Origin of the sequence: Granulicella mallensis (genome assembly GCF_014203225.1) — a bacterium.
Lineage (GTDB): Bacteria > Acidobacteriota > Terriglobia > Terriglobales > Acidobacteriaceae > Granulicella > Granulicella mallensis_A.
The window spans coordinates 237747-253602 of the sequence record NZ_JACHIO010000009.1 but is presented as its reverse complement, the minus strand read 5'-3'; the positions used below and the strand labels follow the sequence as shown (position 1 = coordinate 253602).

General features: G+C 56.4%; 11 protein-coding genes and 1 pseudogene. 6 read left to right on the top strand and 6 right to left on the bottom strand.

The window, feature by feature from the left end; translation table 11 throughout:
* Nucleotides 1–175: 175 nt before the first annotated feature.
* Complete coding sequence (locus HDF15_RS12480; protein WP_184255975.1) at nucleotides 176–1273, bottom strand: LacI family DNA-binding transcriptional regulator; 1098 nt, start codon at nucleotides 1271–1273, stop codon at nucleotides 176–178.
* 172 nt (nucleotides 1274–1445) lie between these two features.
* On the opposite strand from HDF15_RS12480, the gene HDF15_RS12475 reads away from it, so the two are divergent.
* From HDF15_RS12475 to HDF15_RS12450, 6 genes are all read left to right on the top strand, one after another.
* The gene (locus HDF15_RS12475; RefSeq protein WP_184256008.1) at nucleotides 1446–3032 is read left to right on the top strand and encodes a ribulokinase; all 1587 of its coding nucleotides are present in this window, start codon (nucleotides 1446–1448) and stop codon (nucleotides 3030–3032) included.
* 222 nt (nucleotides 3033–3254) lie between these two features.
* Complete coding sequence (locus HDF15_RS12470) at nucleotides 3255–4973, top strand: sodium:solute symporter family protein (RefSeq protein WP_184256006.1); 1719 nt, start codon at nucleotides 3255–3257, stop codon at nucleotides 4971–4973.
* A gap of 24 nt (nucleotides 4974–4997) precedes the next feature.
* Complete coding sequence (locus HDF15_RS12465; RefSeq protein ID WP_184255973.1) at nucleotides 4998–5234, top strand: hypothetical protein; 237 nt, start codon at nucleotides 4998–5000, stop codon at nucleotides 5232–5234.
* Nucleotides 5235–5269: 35 nt separating this feature from the next.
* A complete protein-coding gene (gene araA / locus HDF15_RS12460) occupies nucleotides 5270–6724 on the top strand; it encodes an L-arabinose isomerase (protein ID WP_184255971.1) in 1455 nt (484 codons plus the stop codon).
* A 26-nt stretch (nucleotides 6725–6750) separates the two neighbouring features.
* Nucleotides 6751–7470, top strand: coding sequence for an L-ribulose-5-phosphate 4-epimerase (locus HDF15_RS12455; RefSeq protein WP_221314400.1), 720 nt, complete (start codon nucleotides 6751–6753; stop codon nucleotides 7468–7470).
* A gap of 38 nt (nucleotides 7471–7508) precedes the next feature.
* The gene (locus HDF15_RS12450) at nucleotides 7509–8618 is read left to right on the top strand and encodes an aldose epimerase family protein (protein ID WP_184255969.1); all 1110 of its coding nucleotides are present in this window, start codon (nucleotides 7509–7511) and stop codon (nucleotides 8616–8618) included.
* 292 nt (nucleotides 8619–8910) lie between these two features.
* Here the strand turns inward: HDF15_RS12450 and HDF15_RS12445 are convergent, their stop codons facing one another.
* The 5 genes and pseudogenes from HDF15_RS12445 to HDF15_RS12425 form a co-directional block, all read right to left on the bottom strand.
* A complete protein-coding gene (locus HDF15_RS12445; RefSeq protein ID WP_184255967.1) occupies nucleotides 8911–9525 on the bottom strand; it encodes a discoidin domain-containing protein in 615 nt (204 codons plus the stop codon).
* 168 nt (nucleotides 9526–9693) lie between these two features.
* A pseudogene (locus HDF15_RS12440) lies at nucleotides 9694–10770 on the bottom strand (MGH1-like glycoside hydrolase domain-containing protein); the annotation flags it as partial.
* A 303-nt stretch (nucleotides 10771–11073) separates the two neighbouring features.
* Nucleotides 11074–12453, bottom strand: coding sequence for a glycoside hydrolase family 27 protein (locus tag HDF15_RS12435; protein ID WP_184255963.1), 1380 nt, complete (start codon nucleotides 12451–12453; stop codon nucleotides 11074–11076).
* Nucleotides 12454–12571: 118 nt separating this feature from the next.
* Nucleotides 12572–14488 (bottom strand): alpha-L-arabinofuranosidase C-terminal domain-containing protein, encoded by a 1917-nt coding sequence (locus HDF15_RS12430; RefSeq protein WP_184255961.1) that lies wholly within the window; start codon nucleotides 14486–14488, stop codon nucleotides 12572–12574.
* Nucleotides 14489–14563: 75 nt separating this feature from the next.
* The gene (locus HDF15_RS12425; protein ID WP_184255959.1) at nucleotides 14564–15754 is read right to left on the bottom strand and encodes a hypothetical protein; all 1191 of its coding nucleotides are present in this window, start codon (nucleotides 15752–15754) and stop codon (nucleotides 14564–14566) included.
* Nucleotides 15755–15856: the final 102 nt, after the last annotated feature.

The window sequence follows — 15856 nt, the reverse complement described above, 5'->3', positions numbered from 1 at the left end:
CTCCCTTGTGTGCCATGAGCACGAATAGAAGTCTGTACGCAATCTGTTCGCAAAATACCCCTGGACAACTACGCCTCTCTTCATAGAAGGATGACATCTCTCTGGGGGGCAAAATACCTGATTCGTTGTCGTTTCAGGTTCGCCAGACACTATCTATTTCTGTGCTGGCCCTCTCCTACTCGCGATTCTTCTTCCGCGTACTTTTGCCCGGAAGATCCGCTAACGCATCCTTCGGCAAGCCAGTAGTCTGCCGCACAATCAATCGCGTAATAATCTTGCTGGGTGCCTCTGGTTTGGCCGGCGAATCCTGTAAGTGCGACAAGAGATCGTTGACGGCTCTCAGCGCGAGATCTTTGCAGGACATCCGTACCGTCGTAAGCGGTGGAATCGTATATTCGGCCAGATGAATATCGTCGAAGCCAACCAATGAAAAATCATCAGGCACCTTCAGCTTCGCTTCGAAGAGGGCATGCTGCACACCGATAGCCGTCATGTCGTTAGAACACATAATGGCTGTCGGCCACTGTGGCAGGGCGAGGATCTTCTGCATCGCATCCCGTCCGCCATCCAGCGTGTGATCTCCCTCAATGATCCATGCCGGGTCGGCCTTGAGTCCCGTGGAGCGCAGGCAGTCGAGAAACGCAGCCTTGCGGGCCTCAGCCGAGCGCAGCCGAAGCGGCCCTGTGATGAAGCCGATCTTGCGATGGCCGAGGACGGCGAGATGCTGTACGCCCTCATAGATGCCGGTGCGGTAGTCAACTGTCAGTACGCTGCTCAGCGGTCGTGAAGGGGCGGCATCGATGAATACTACCGGGATGTTATCGACGGCAAAACGCTCGAAGAGAACCTCCTCGATCCCGAAGGTCATGACGGCCACGCCGTCTACCTTGCGCTCAAGCATCCGTCGCGCGCACTGCTCGATCGTCTTTTTTTCGTAGTTCGTCGACCCGATCATGATCTCGTAACCCCGCTCCACGGCGACCTGCTCGAACTCCTGGATGAGTTCAGGGAAGAAGGGGTTGGTGATCTCCGAGACGATCAGTCCCAGCAGCTTGCTCTTGCCTGAAACCAGCGCGCGCGCCTGCGTATTGGGGAAGTAGTTAAGCTCCGCAACGGCGCTCCAGACACGGGCTGCAAGGACTGGGTCAACCGTGGGTACATGGTTGATGGTGCGCGAGACCGTGGCAATGGAGACACGAGCCTTGGCGGCGACACCGCGAATGTCGATTTTGCGAGCAGCTTCGCTCTTGGGGGTACTTTGAGAACGTTTCATACGAGAAGGATCCGGAACGGCATAACTGACAGCATACGGCTGTAAGTACTTTCTGACGAGAGTTTAAGATTAAGTTGACATCCCTGTGACCCGCCGCTAATGTTCGAGTGTTGGTAAACGTTTACGCTAGTTGCTATAAAGATGCTACAGGAACGACTTATAAGAGGTTATGATGCCGATTGTCGCAGGTGTGGATTTTGGAACGCTGAGTGTTCGCGTTACGTTGCTGGACAGCCAGCGGGGACGGCTGGGAACAGCCTCCGCAGGCTATCCTTTGCATCGCCACAAGGACGACCCCGACTTTGCCACGCAATCGCACGACGACCAGATGCAGGCCCTCGTGCAAGCCACGCGCGAGGTGCTGGCACAGACGGGTGTTGCGGCTGACGATGTCGTCGCACTGGCGCTCGACACCACGGGATCGAGCGTGATCCCGGTGGATGCGCAGATGCAGCCGCTGGATGAGTATCTGCTCTGGTGCGACCACCGCGCGCACAAAGAGGCACAGCAGATCACAGAGCTCGCGCACGCCGAGCATCTGGAGGCCATCGAGTGGTGTGGCGGCGTCTACTCGCATGAATGGGGCTTTGCGAAGCTGCTCTACTGGCTCCGCCATAACCCTGAGAAGCGTTCTCGCTTCGCCTCGGCCTTCGAGCACTGCGACATGGTGGCAGCCACACTGATCGGTATTACAGATCCCGCACTTGCGCCGCGCAGTGTCTGCGCCATGGGCCACAAGTGGATGTGGAATCCGCGTTGGGGCGGTCTCCCTCCGCAGGAATTTCTTTCAAAGCTCGATCCGCTCTTTGACGGCGTTCGTGCCAGGCTGGAGGGGAACTATCGCACCTCCGATGCCGTAGCGGGACCCTTGAGCGAGTACTGGGCCAGCCAGATGGGCCTGCGCGCCGGAATCCCCATTCCTGTCGGAGCGTTCGATGCGCACTGGGATGCGATCGGCGCCGGGTGCCGCGAAGGCGATGTGGTCAACGTAGTCGGTACGTCTACCTGCATCATCGCCATGAGCCGCGAGACACGGCTGGTCCCGGGCGTCTGCGGCGTGGTCCCAGGAAGTGTTCATCCAGCCTACAGCGGCATTGAGGCCGGCCTCTCCGCCACCGGCGATATCTTTGAGGCGATTGCGCGGCGCGCTGGAACAGACGTTCGCACGCTGTCCCAGGGACTGGAAGAGTACAAGGCGGGCCAGACGGGCCTGCTGCGGCTGAGCTGGGACAACGGCGACCGCACGGTGCTCGTCAACCCTGAACTGGGCGGTATCACGCTGGGGTGGAACCTCATTCACACGGCGAAGGACGAGCTCTTTGCAGCTATTGAAGGTACAGCCTTCCATACGCGCATCATTCTCGAGCGGATGGCGGAGTACAGCATCCCCGTGAACCGTGTCATCAACGCCGGCGGCATCCCGCAGAACAACGCTGTGCTGAATCAGGTCTACGCGGACGTACTAGGCAAACCTGTCCTGGTTCCGAACGGAGTGCCGACCAGCCTGGGGTCGGGAATCTTCGCGCTGGTAGCGGCCGGAGTCTTTGCCTCCATCGAAGAAGCCCAGGAAAAGATGTGCCTGCCGTTCAAAGTCTATGAACCGGAGCCCGGTGCGACGGCCCGCTACAACGAACTGTTCCGGCTCTACCGTGGGGTGTACTTTGCGTTCGGGCAACGCGGAAGTGCCTCAGATGTTTTAGCTGACGTGCTGCCTGAGTTGCGCAAAATCGCCGCCCAGGTAAGGAAACCCAAGGAGTAGAACGGTGGGGAATCGCCGCTTGCTCATTTCTGCCGGATGCTTGCTTATGTCGGTATGTATCATTTCAAGAAAACGTATACCATTGTTTTCTTTTGTAGGCGCGGTTCGCGCGATTGCATTTGTTTGACAGCCCATCATTGCGCCGTATAGGGTGTGTTTGAAGAAAACGTTTCCTTGACTGCTGGAGAATGCCTCGTGATCCCAAGCCCGCATGTAGATGGCATGGCCGCTTTCCTGATGCCCCACCAACTGACGCATCTGGCGCCGGTCGACATCCTGATCCTCGTTTTGTACTTCGTTGTCGTGATCTTCATCGGTTTCTATGTGAAGGGATCGACGAACACGAGTGAAGAGTTCTTCCTTGCTGGTCGCGAGATGTCGGCCTGGATCGCCGGATTGAGCTTCGTGTCCGCTAACCTGGGTTCTCTGGAGCTGATGGGCTGGGCGGGCGCTGCCTATCAGTACGGCATGCTGGCGATGCACTGGTACTGGATCGGCGCGATTCCAGCGATGCTGTTCCTGGGCATCGTGATGATGCCGTTCTACTACATCTCAAAGACGCACTCTGTGCCAGGCTACCTGCAACTACGCTTCGGAGAAGGTGCTCGTGGCCTCAGCGCAGCCAGCTTCGGACTGATGACGATCCTGATGTCCGGCGTCAACATGTACGCGATGGCTCTCGTGATGAAGGTCGTGCTGGGCTGGAACATCAGCTTCTCCATCTGGGTAGGAGCAGTCACGGTAGCAGTCTATGTAATGCTCGGTGGCCTGAAGTCCGCAATTATCAACGAAGTGCTTCAGTTTGTGCTGATCTGGGCCGGTGCGGCGCTGATCCCGATCCTTGGCCTGGTAGAAGCCGGGGGCTGGACCAACCTCAAGGCTCAGATTGCACGCAACGTGGGCTCCAACGACTACACCCATCTCTGGACGACCTTAGGTCATTTCCGCGATAACCCGATGGGCGTGCACTGGACGGGCATCGTCTTTGGCCTGGGCTTCGTAATCAGCTTCGGCTACTGGACCACGGACTTCCTGGTAGTCCAGCGCGTGCTCTCGGCGAACAACCTTCGCGCCGCCAAGCTGGCCCCGGTGATTGGTGCGGCGTTCAAGATGGCAGTTCCGTTCATCGTGATTGTGCCCGGCCTGCTGGCCCTGGCTGTCTTGAAGAATCCTGACGGCTCGATCCTGCATCTGGTCGGCGAGAATGCCGTGAACGCGACGCATCCTTACAGCTACAACGAAGTGCTGCCGCTGATGCTGATCCGTTACTGCGGACCCGGCTTGTTGGGGCTTGGCATTACAGCGTTGGTGGCAGGCTTCATGAGTGGCATGGCGGGTAACGTGAGCGCCTTCTCGACGGTGTGGACCTACGACATCTATGGCGCGTTTATTAACAAGAAGGCAAGCGACAAACACTACGTCGCAATGGGCCGGTGGTCGACGGTGATCGGCATGCTGGTCTCGATCGCGACGGCTTACCTGGTAGCCAACGCCGCTTCGATCATGGACTACGTGCAGTCGCTCTTCAGCTTCTTTATCGCTCCGCTGTTCGGCACGGTCGTGCTGGGCATGTTGTGGAAGCGTGCGACGAAAGCAGGGGGCTTCTGGGGATTGCTGGTAGGCACGGCCAGCTCCATTGGCATGTGGGTCTACACGCTTCGCGGCGGCTCGGCGGCGCTCTCTCGCATCGCGCTCTCGGCAGATGCCAAGCCTATGGCCGAGACGCTGTATCGCGCGTTGTGGAGCTGGATCATCTGTGTCGTGGTCACAGTCGTTGTTAGCTATATGACCAAGCCTGTGGCTATCGAACAGCTTGCCGGGCTGGTCTATGGAGCTACTCCGATTCCGGATGACGGTGCGACCTCCCTGTGGCAGAAGCCGATCTTCTGGGCCATTGTCGTCATTGTTGTCTTCTTTATTTTGAACATCGTCTTCTTCTAACGGAGAACACGAGGAGGTGCTGGTATGGCTCAGGGAACGGGACGCGGTGAGTCGCTTTCGATCTGGTTCTTCGTCGGTGGTTTGACGCTGCTGTATGGCGTGGTGCTGTTGCCTTATGGAGCGTGGGCATGGTTCGGACAGCATGAGGCCCAGACCGTGCTCCATCATCTTCATCCCACCTTCTGGTGGGGACTGCTGCTAACTGTTTTCGGTGGGTTTTATACGTTTCGCTTTCGGCCTCGTTCAGGCAAGATTTCGTGAGCGTTGTAACTGGGGAATTGTAAAAGGGGGGAAGTATGGAAAAATTCAAAGGTTTGGAAGTTTGGTTTGTGACCGGAAGTCAGCATCTCTACGGTCCTGAAACCCTGGCTCAGGTAGCTAAAAATTCGCAGCAGATCGCTGCATTTCTGGACGCGGAAATCTCTATTCCTTTCAAGATCGTCTTCAAGCCTGTGCTGACGACGCCGGAACAGATTCGCGCTTTATGTCGTGAGGCAAATAACCAGAACAATTGCATCGGGCTTGTGCTCTGGATGCATACCTTCTCGCCCGCAAAGATGTGGATCGCTGGCCTCAACTCACTTACGAAGCCATTCCTGCATCTGCACACGCAGTTCAACCGCGAGCTGCCGTGGTCGTCCATCGACATGGATTTTATGAACCTGAATCAGGCCGCGCATGGCGATCGAGAGTTTGGCTTCATTACGGCACGGATGCGATTGGCGCGGAAGGTGGTAGTGGGCTTTTGGCAAGACCCCGAGACGATTGCCGAGGTCGCTGCCTGGACGCGTGCGGCGGTGGGCTGGCATGAGTCCCAGAACCTCAAGGTGGCGCGCTTCGGCGACAACATGCGCGATGTTGCGGTGACAGAGGGCAACAAGGTTTCGGCGGAGATTCAGCTCGGATATAGCGTAAGCGCCTATGGTGTAGGCGATCTTGTCGCGCGGGTCAACCAGGTAACAGATGCTGAAGTAAGCAAACTTATTGCGGAGTACCGCGAGCAGTATTCGATTGCGAAGCAGCATGATCGTCCTGAAGCGCTCCACATTGCCGCGAAGATCGAGCTGGGGCTTCGCGCCTTCCTTGAAGAGGGCGGCTTTGGTGCCTTCACAGACAACTTCCAGGACCTGCATGGGCTCGGACAGCTCCCCGGGATTGCTGTGCAGCGCCTGATGGCCGATGGCTATGGGTTTGGTGGTGAAGGGGATTGGAAGACGGCGGCGCTGGTTCGTACGATGAAGGTGATGGCACAGGGACTGCCGGGTGGAACCTCCTTCATGGAGGACTACACCTACGACTTCAGCGGAACGCCGAAGATTCTCGGTTCGCACATGCTTGAGGTCTGCCCGTCGATTGCGGAGGAGAAGCCTTCGCTCGAAGTCCATCCTCTCGGCATTGGCGGAAAGGCTGATCCTGTGAGATTGGTCTTCACCTCTCGGAGCGGCCCAGCTGTTGTTGCTTCGTTAATCGATCTGGGAGACCGCTTCCGTCTCATCGTGAATGAAGTCGATGTCATTCAACCGGAGCAGTCGCTACCAAATCTACCGGTGGCGCGTGCGGTATGGCTGCCGAAACCCAATCTGAAGGTTGCTGCCGCAGCCTGGATCTATGCGGGCGGAGCTCATCACACAGGTTTCAGCCAGGCCTTGACGATGGAGCACATGGAAGACTTTGCTGAGATAGCAGGTGTTGAGCTTATTGTGATCGATGCGGAGACGCGCCTTCGCGAGCTTCGCCGCCAGCTTCGATAAGCTAGTTGGAAAACGGGAGAGAGACGATGTTACTGAAGCAATTGCGGGAAGAGGTGCTGGAAGCAAACCTGGAGCTGGTGCGGCGTGGCCTTGTGCTGTACACCTTCGGCAATGCCTCCGGCGTGGATCGTGAGCAGGGGCTGGTTGTGATCAAGCCTTCGGGTGTTGACTACGACGTACTGAAGCCGGAACACATGGTCGTTACGGATCTTCACGGCAAGATCGTCGAGGGGACGCTACGTCCCTCGTCGGACCTCGACACACATACGTTACTCTATCGGGAGTTCGAGCAGATTGGTGCCGTGGTGCATACGCACTCGGAGTTTGCTACGAGCTTTGCGCAAGCCGGCTTGCCGGTTCCGGCGTTCGGCACGACCCATGCCGATTATTTCTACGGCCCCGTTCCAGTTACCGCGCCACTGTCGGACGCCGCGATTGGCGGGCGTTATGTGCATGAAACGGGGCTGGCGATTGTGGCCCGTTTTCGGGGCTTGGATGGTTCATCGCCGGTCGACCATCTGGCCGTGCCTGCTTGCCTGGTTGCAGGGCATGCTCCGTTTGTCTGGGGAAAGACAGCGCATGATGCTGCGCATAATGCCGTGGTGCTGGAGGCTGTGGCGCGCATGGCCTATCGCACAATAGGCCTCAAGGCGAATGCCGAAGAGGTTTCGCAGGCGTTGCTGGATCGTCATTACTTTCGTAAACACGGAAAAGATGCGACGTATGGACAGGGAAACCCTTCGTAGATCTTTGAAGGGAAGGCTTGATCTTAGGGAGGTTGCGAATGCATTTGAAGAGCACGGTACTCATAGGCACAGCAGTTCTGTTGGCAGGTTCCATTGCGCACGCTGGAGTGAACAAGACAAGCTGGGGCAAGACTGCGGACGGCAAGCCGGTCGATATCTTCACGCTCAGCGATCGTGACCTTACAGTGCGCATCACGACCTTCGGCGCGCGCGTCGTCAGCATCGAAGCTCCGGATCGTAGTGGGAAGAAGGCCGATGTTGTTCTGGGTTACGACAAGGTATCTCAGTATGAGGCGGACAAGAGCACTTACTTCGGCGCTATCGTCGGACGTTATGGCAACCGCATTGCGAAGGGGACGTTTACGATCGACGGCCAAACATTCCATGCTCCTTTGAACGATAAAGCCAATGCGTTGCACGGTGGGCCCATCGGCTTCGACCACAAGGTGTGGACAGGGCAGGAAATCCCCAATGGCGTAGAGATGACGCTGGTCAGTCCTGATGGCGATATGGGCTTTCCTGGCACGCTTACGGCTCACGTGCGCTATACCGTTGAGGGAGAGTCTCTGCACATCGACTACAGTGCCACGACAACGAAGCCGACTGTGTTGAACCTTACGAATCACAGTTACTTCAATCTGGCTGGCGATGGAAAGGGAACCATCCTCGATGAGGTCCTGACGATCCCTGCCGATCGTTATACACCTGTCGATGCGGGACTGATTCCTACCTCCGAGCTGGCTCCGGTAGCGCCGACGCCCTTCGACTTTCGCACAGCAACGGCCATTGGCCGCCGCATTGATGAGACGAATGAGCAACTGAAGCGGGCAGGCGGCTACGACCACAACTTCGTCTTGAATGGCAAGATTGGCGAATTACATCTTGCAGCGCATGCGTATGATCCATCCAGCGGACGTACCCTCACGATCAGGACTACCGAGCCAGGAGTGCAGTTTTACTCAGGCAACTTTCTGGATGGAACAAAGACCGGAAAGTTTGGCGTAGCTTATTCGAAGCATGCCGGCTTCTGCCTGGAGACGCAACACTTTCCCAACTCACCCAATGAGCCGAAGTTTCCTTCGACGCTGCTGAAGCCAGGTCAGACGATGCACTCTGAAACGGTGTTTACCTTTGGTGTCCAGCGCTAAAGCGGTTTCCCTGTAAGTGTAGAGATTGTTTCCCAAAGCTACCCATACCTTGTCATCTCGACCGTAGCATGACGGCTTTATGTCATGCGCAGTGGAGAGACCTGCAGTTTGCCCATGGAGGCAATATCGCCTGCACGAGCAAGCTGCAGGTCTCTCCACTGCGGCGGCAAAGAACGCCGCCTTCGGTCGAGATGACAGTTTTGTGGTGAGTTTGAAAAGCACCCTCTACACCTGTATAGAAACTGCGCTAAGAGAGCCATCGTTATCGTCTTTCTGTGTGCCCGCGATTGGCTTAGGGAGCAAACCCCTCTATCTCGATGAGGCGGAATGTTGCGGGAGCACTTGGATTGCTGATCACAACGCGCAAGTTCTGTGTTGTGATGGCCGGGAATGTAATGTCATTCTCCCCATTGGCGATCGGCTGCTGCGGGGAATGCTGTTGCTCTTGAATATCCTGCCAACCGCCTGGCGTGAGAGTCTGCAATTGAAATTCAGACGGGACTTGATACTGCTTGCCATCCGAGAAGAAATATAGTTTTACTAAGTCGATAGTTCGGTTCTGCCGAAGATCGATGGAGTACCAGCTAGACTGTCCAGTATTCTCCGGTGCAGGCGTCCAGCCGTTCGGGTTTTCCGGAAAGAACCATAGTCTGCCATCGATGGCCTGTTCTATAGCAGCCGGCGTGATGCTTGAAGAGGCCGTTGCGATCGGTCCATCGGGAACGCCAGGGTTGACGAGAAGATCCACCCGCGGTGAAAGGGCTGAGGCTTTTAGCCTGGCAGGTGGAATTGTGATCTTCACGGGCGCAAGCGGTTTCGGACCATAGCTGCGTTTGCCATCTACATAGACAGAAAGCCCCACCCCGATCCCATAGTGGTGGCCGTCAAGGTCATAGAAGATACCCACATCATGGCCGTGGTACGCGAGGTGCTGCAGGCCAAAGTAACGTATCGGCCGCGCTCCCGGAGTGTTTTCGGTAGGGAGTAGAGGGGCGATCTCAAGCGTGTTATCCGCACGCGGGCGAATACCTATCAGCCCACTCAGAATCAGATCGACGTAGGTCGAATGATTGTAATGATGCGAACGATGTAATCCTACGATAGGCGCACCCGTATCCGGGTTGTAGTCTTCCTGAATATCCGGGTGTCCCGGAGATATGAAATGCTGCTGCGTGTACTGCCGCAGGAGCCGCAGATAATCAGCTTTGGTGATGCTTGACTGCTGATAGTCGTCCAGAAGATTGGCGAGCGCCGTGAGTGCCTGCGAGGTCTGGAAGGGCCACGAAGGTCCATTCCATTGGCACTCCGGCTGGCCTGTGGCCTGATCGTATCGATATTGCGCAAGTTAACGGGGATAACTCGGCTCGACGGTACGAAGCCCGTGCGGTCCTCCAAGCTCATTGGAAGCGAGCGCGTGCTGCCATGCGACTACGTATTTTCCTGTGCCGGATACGTCCTTTGGAGGCAGCTCGTAGAGCCACGGGACATAGCCGACAAGCTCTCGCCCACGAATAAACTCTCCAGCGCTGACAGTGGGCGTCGATCTCTGGTATCGATCGGTGAAGTGCTGGAGTTGCGTATTCCAAAGCTGATCGAGTACCGCGGTTTGAATCTTCTCCGCGCGTTGCGTGTAGTCTGCGGAGATGTCATGCCTTCCGGCCAGGGCAGCGAGTCTCGCGATAGCCAGAGCATTGGCATACTGATAGCTATTGATCGACGGCCGAAAGGCAAAGCCTGCGGTAAATCCATTATGGTTCTGATCGGTACTGGGTTTCTCGGTGAAGCCCGCACCCGAGGCTTCGATGGAGGAGATCGTGTACTCCGTCGCATCCAGCAGAGGTTCGATCCAGTACAGATTGCGTGCCCGGTCGAAGTGATCGTCCCACTCGTTGTAGATGTACTGCATGGTGTCGAGATGCCGCAGCGCGGGTGCGGGATCACCGGTCACGAAGGTGGTGCTCTCCGTCGCTGCTGCAATGGACTCTGAAAAGTGGCGGTCGTTGCCGCCACCGCTGTACAGATGATCGATCAGGGTATCGACAATCGTAGGATCGCGCAGCCAACGTCCTTCCATGAGATGGAAAGATGCGGAGTCGTTCAGGTCCGTGTAGGGATGCCGCGCCCAGGGAACATCGTCCAGAAACTCCAGCACCGTTGTGCCTTGCACGCCGATCTCCCGGACGTGAGATCGAAAGAGTTTCCAGCGATAGTAGTAGATCTGCTGAATCGCAGGATCGTCGATCTCGAGAAAGGGAATGTTCTGCAGAAACCAAGGAGCATCGTTGCCGAAGTTCTCTCCTGCAAGTCTCTCGCGAGGAAGAGCAGGCTCTTTCACCCCTGGTAACTGTGCCGCAACACTCCCGGCTCCAAGCGCAAGACCCAGTGCTGCGACGATCGCTCGTATTTTTCTGTCAGGCAATCAAACTCTCCGTTGCAAATTGGGACGGTAACACTCTTATGGCTGCAGCATCAGGAGCACACATCCGTGAGGAGCGATCATCTGGTCCACGGAATGGATAGGTGTCACCGTCTTTCGCTGCCATACGTCACGTGCCTTCCATGTCCGTACGACAAGCCCGAAGCTGGCCAGGTCTTTCGTTACATGGAGAGGGACATCGCCTCGGTTGAAGATAGCCAGAACATGTTCTCTATTGCCGAGATCTGCCGTCCACGCGACCATGTTGCCCTCTTGAAGAATCTCGCGGCTCGTAAGTGCCTTTTGATCGATCTGAAGAACGTCACGATTTGTAACGAGTTGAAGCGTCTCGGCATCGAGCATCGTCAGGTTAGCTCCAAGCATGAGCGGACTGCGTGCCATGGCCCAGAGAGTTAGCATCGTCTGCTGCTCATCGATCGTCAGCCTGGTCTTACGTGGTCCCGGCCCTACGTCCGGCTTGGGGCGCAACTCGCCGAAAGGAAGCATGTCGGCATCCGGCCAGTTTCCCGGCTGCGCATAGGGAGCCCACGCCGCAGCCAGCGCGAACTGGCTGTCTACCGTGCGTGGAAAGGGTCTGTCGCTCTTCCACACATCCCAGATGTCATTGGAGATCCGCCACATCTGGGCCAGCGAACCAATCTCTGCTGCATGGCTTAGATCCGTCGGTCCCGGAGACAGGCTGAGGAGGATTGGCCGGCCACTGTGTTCGATCGCGAGTTGTATCTGGCGAATCTCGCTGATCCTGTAAGGGTGGTCCGCGATGCAATCGACCTTCAGAAAATCGACACCCCATGCAGCGTATTGATGCAGTAAAGAGTCGTACCAGGCCTGCCCGGCTGCATTGTCCTTTATGCCCCAGTTGGTCGGATCCCAGGGACAAGCATCGGTCTGGTCGGCAACATCGATCGCATGAAACACAGAGCCTTCCACCGGCAGGTTCTGCCGGACGCTCTCCCGTGGAATGCCGCGCACGATATGAATGCCGAACTTCAATCCCTGTGCGTGTACCCAGCGGCCCATTGCAGCGAAACCTTCATTCCGTCCCTGGGGATCCAGGGCGGAAGGGAATCGCGCGGGTACGGGGATGTACCGTCCAAAAGCATCGAGTTCAAACTGAAGTAGTTCCGGATGCGGGCGGTCCTGCGGATTGCGAAGAAACCATCCTTCGTCGATGACCGAATAATTCCATCCAAAGGCCTTCAGCTTTGCTGTTTGAACCTGCACATTGGAGCGAAACTGAGCTTCGTTGATGGTGAGTCCATAGGAGTCCCAACTGTTCCAGCCCATGGGAGGCGTTTGTGCTATGCCAATCTCTGAGCTCTTTCCCTGCTGGGCAGGCAGAGCCCTTGATCCAGCGATAGCTGCAAATAAAATGAAGGCGGTTATCTGGTATCTCATCTGCGTTCTCCGTTACTAGGTCGTCAGGCTATGCAGGTTCTGCAGATTCATTTCTGAGTCGGAAGTTGTAGTTACTGTTCGTGCTGGATCTCTCCAGCACGAACAGGTTGAAAAAGCATTACTTCGTCGAAAGCTCCAAAACCTGTACCGCATAGGCTGGAACGGTATGGCTGAAGGAAGAACTTAGATTCTTCAGCCCTGTCTTTTCTGGAACGATCCTCGTCGGTGCAGCGATGGTATTCGTCTCAGCCGGATTTGTCGCGCTGAGCGATATCAGCATGCCTGATGCGGATATCGTGCCTGCTCCACTCAGATTGATTTGGATCGGCTTCGGTGAGGAGGTCGCATTCACGAGTTTGAGGTAGACCTTACCCTTAGCTGAGTCTCGTGTAACGGAGTAGAAGAAGCGATGACCCTCTCCCTCAATCGTGGATACCGGCACCTCTGTCCCGAGATATTCGGCGAACATCGACTGTGCGTAGTAGCTGGGAGCTCCATAGCTGCTGAGCGCGTTGTAGCCGATCAGGTTGGACTCCCACTGCATGCCTCCGGGATTCACGTTGACGAAGAGAGGCGCATAGGAGGCCATCACAATCAGATCGCTATTGCGCTCCATCGCTGTCATCCACGCGGCATCGCCGAGAGCGGCTCCGAAGTTTGTAGTTGGGCTTCCTTCACGCGTTGCCCACTCTCCTACGAAGATCTTCGGCCCATTCCTGTCAGCGTCGTCATAGTGCTTCACGAAATCGAAGAACTCATCCGCCCGCTTGTAGTAGTGATCGTCGATTACATCCGGCTTCGTGCGCTTTAGGGGTGCGGTTGCGATGAGTTGAAGCTGCGGATACTTGGCCTTAATCGCCTTGTAGAACTGCGCATACCGGCCCTCATAGCTGCCGGAGCGATCGAACCAGTCTTCGTTGCCGATCTCTACGTAGGTCAGTGGAAAGGGAGCCGGATGTCCAAGCTTTGCGCGTACAGCACCCCACTTTGTGCTGTTGGGATCACCTGTTACAAATTCGATCTCATCCAGAGCATCGTCCACGTAGGACTGCAATCCGGGGCCTGGAGGTACATGTGCTCCCTTCAGAGAGTAGCCTGCGTACACAGCCAACACTGGTTTGATGTTCAGATCTTCCGTCCACTCTAGAAACTCCAGTAGCCCTAACCCGTCGGAGGATTGGTAGTTCCACGGGCTCCTGTGTGTTGGGCGATCTACCAGGGGGCCAAGGGTAGCCTTCCAGTCGAAGCGCTCTTCGATCGTGTCGCCTTCCAGGTAGTTGCCGCCAGGCAGACGCAGGAACTGCGGGTGCATCGCCGCCAGCTTTTCCATGATGTCGATGCGGTTGCCGTTTTCGCGGTTCTTATAGGTGGGAGGAAATAGCGAGACTAGCGACAGCCATACTTTGCCGGTATGACCTAGTGTGAGCTGAAGATGGTTTTCTGAGGAAGTCTCAACCTTGCCTGTCTTGAGGGTGAATTCGTACTTGTGCCAGCCAGTCGTTAGCGGTTCGCTGGTAGCGCTTGCCAGTGCGGCGCCTGAGTTATCGTTTACCAGCGCGACATGGACCGGTCCCATATCGCCGGTCTCTCCTTTGGCATAGAAGGATCCTTTGTAGGTGGTGTCCGGCCGAACGGCCATGCCCCAGTAGCCTTCGTTGCGTACACCTGCCTCGTTGGAAGGGTCGGCCTGCTTGATGTCCAGCAACAAGCTTCTGCTCAGTGCTTCACTGGGGCCCTCGGTGTCGTCGATGGCCATGGTGACCTCTGCGTCGCCTGTATGTGCCAGGTCCCAGCGCGCTGTCCCTGACCAGTCGTGATCATGAAACGTCCGGTTGCGCACCAGCTCCCCATACAACCCACCATCGTATGAGTAGTTGATCTCTTCCGTCATGAGCCCATAGAGCGTTGGGCTTACTGCGTGGAGTGGCTTATCAAGTTGAATATTAAGTGTCGCCTTGGGGCTCTGGGCTGTACCTGCGGCTGTGAATGCGATCGCGGCTAGGACAAGCGAGCCTGCTCGGAAGCTTCTGGACATGTTTTCCTCTCTAGATGTGAAGGAAACCGCTCAAGAGCTTAAAGAAGCTCTTGAGCGGTCGGGAATAAGATTACTTCAAAAGTAATACTTCGCTGCTAGCTGGAAGAACCGGGCGTCCGGGGTGTAGTTCCCGAAGAACGCCGGACCTGTAATCAGACCACCCTGTACCCCGGTACTTTGGTTGGAGGGTGCGCCCCATGAGGGGGTGTTGAGAAGGTTGAAGACATCCGCACGAAATTGTAGGTACTGATCCTTGATGGTGGGGAAAGACTTCGTGAAGGTCATATTGACTCGTTCATATCCAGGGCCGGAGATCTGCGACCGTGGACTGCCGAGGTACTGCAGAATATTGCCGGCGCCCGTTACGGGGGCGGTAATGACGGTGGGGAGGGCCGGATCTGCAAAGGCGCAGGGGTTATACCAGTTCGTCAAAGTCCGCACCTTTGCGGGGCAAGTAATGGTTGGGTTGCTCGCAGGTGGTGTACCCCCACCTTTGAAGGGATCGGCTATCAGGTAAGGGAACGCCCCTGCTCCATTGACTGTCGGCGTGTTGGACGCAACGGTAAAGGGCGTACCGGTTTGTGAGAGGAAGAGGAGGGTCGTATCCCAACCGCCCAGCACGATGTTTTCCAGTCTGTTGCGGTTCAGATACTTTCTGCCTCGTCCGAAGGGTAGCTGGTAGGTGCCGGTGAAGGTAAAACGCTGCCGGACATCAAAGGGCGAGTTTCCGTAATCCGGTGCAAGGCCCAGGATATTATAGGAGCGATTGCCTCCATCGGAGCTGTCTGGAAGCGGCTCTCTGGAGTCATCGAGATTATGGGACCATGTATACGATCCGACAAAGCTCAAGCCGTTACTGAGATGGCGCTCGAGCTTAACCTGCATGGAGTTATAGCTGGCCTCTGCCCCAAACGTAAGTTGGTGGATGCTGCCGATTGCGGGGAATGGTTCATACGGAACACCACTTATTCCAGGAGGAAGAAGCGCAGCCGAGCCGTTGGGAAATACTACAACGCCCAGATGCCGTGATTCCGTACCCACATACGCAATCGTTGCACTCGTATTGTTCGTGATCGCGTATTGGAGACTCAGGTTTTGCTGCATGCTGTAGGTGGTCTTGATGTCATGATCCCAGCCCACAAGTGTGGGTAGAGCCAGCCCTGTGGTTGGTGGTCCCGTTTCCAGCTTGATACCGTCGGAGGGGCAATTGTTCAAGAGGCACGAAGGTTGGGGGAACGTCTGTTCGACGTCGATCTTCCAGAACATTCGCTACTCCGTCTATCAGCCGGAGTTTGGAAAGGGAGCCTATAACTTCGCGTTCACCGTTGGCGTTGAAATCACCATTTCCCGCACCTCGTCCCCCATTGG

Coding starts and splice junctions, on each gene's coding strand:
- HDF15_RS12480 (WP_184255975.1), bottom strand. CDS start 1,273: ATGAAACGTTCTCAAAGTACCCCCAAGAGCGAAGCTGCTCGCAAAATC.
- HDF15_RS12475 (WP_184256008.1), top strand. CDS start 1,446: ATGCCGATTGTCGCAGGTGTGGATTTTGGAACGCTGAGTGTTCGCGTT.
- HDF15_RS12470 (WP_184256006.1), top strand. CDS start 3,255: ATGGCCGCTTTCCTGATGCCCCACCAACTGACGCATCTGGCGCCGGTC.
- HDF15_RS12465 (WP_184255973.1), top strand. CDS start 4,998: ATGGCTCAGGGAACGGGACGCGGTGAGTCGCTTTCGATCTGGTTCTTC.
- araA (WP_184255971.1), top strand. CDS start 5,270: ATGGAAAAATTCAAAGGTTTGGAAGTTTGGTTTGTGACCGGAAGTCAG.
- HDF15_RS12455 (WP_221314400.1), top strand. CDS start 6,751: ATGTTACTGAAGCAATTGCGGGAAGAGGTGCTGGAAGCAAACCTGGAG.
- HDF15_RS12450 (WP_184255969.1), top strand. CDS start 7,509: ATGCATTTGAAGAGCACGGTACTCATAGGCACAGCAGTTCTGTTGGCA.
- HDF15_RS12435 (WP_184255963.1), bottom strand. CDS start 12,453: ATGAGATACCAGATAACCGCCTTCATTTTATTTGCAGCTATCGCTGGA.
- HDF15_RS12430 (WP_184255961.1), bottom strand. CDS start 14,488: ATGTCCAGAAGCTTCCGAGCAGGCTCGCTTGTCCTAGCCGCGATCGCA.
- HDF15_RS12425 (WP_184255959.1), bottom strand. CDS start 15,754: ATGTTCTGGAAGATCGACGTCGAACAGACGTTCCCCCAACCTTCGTGC.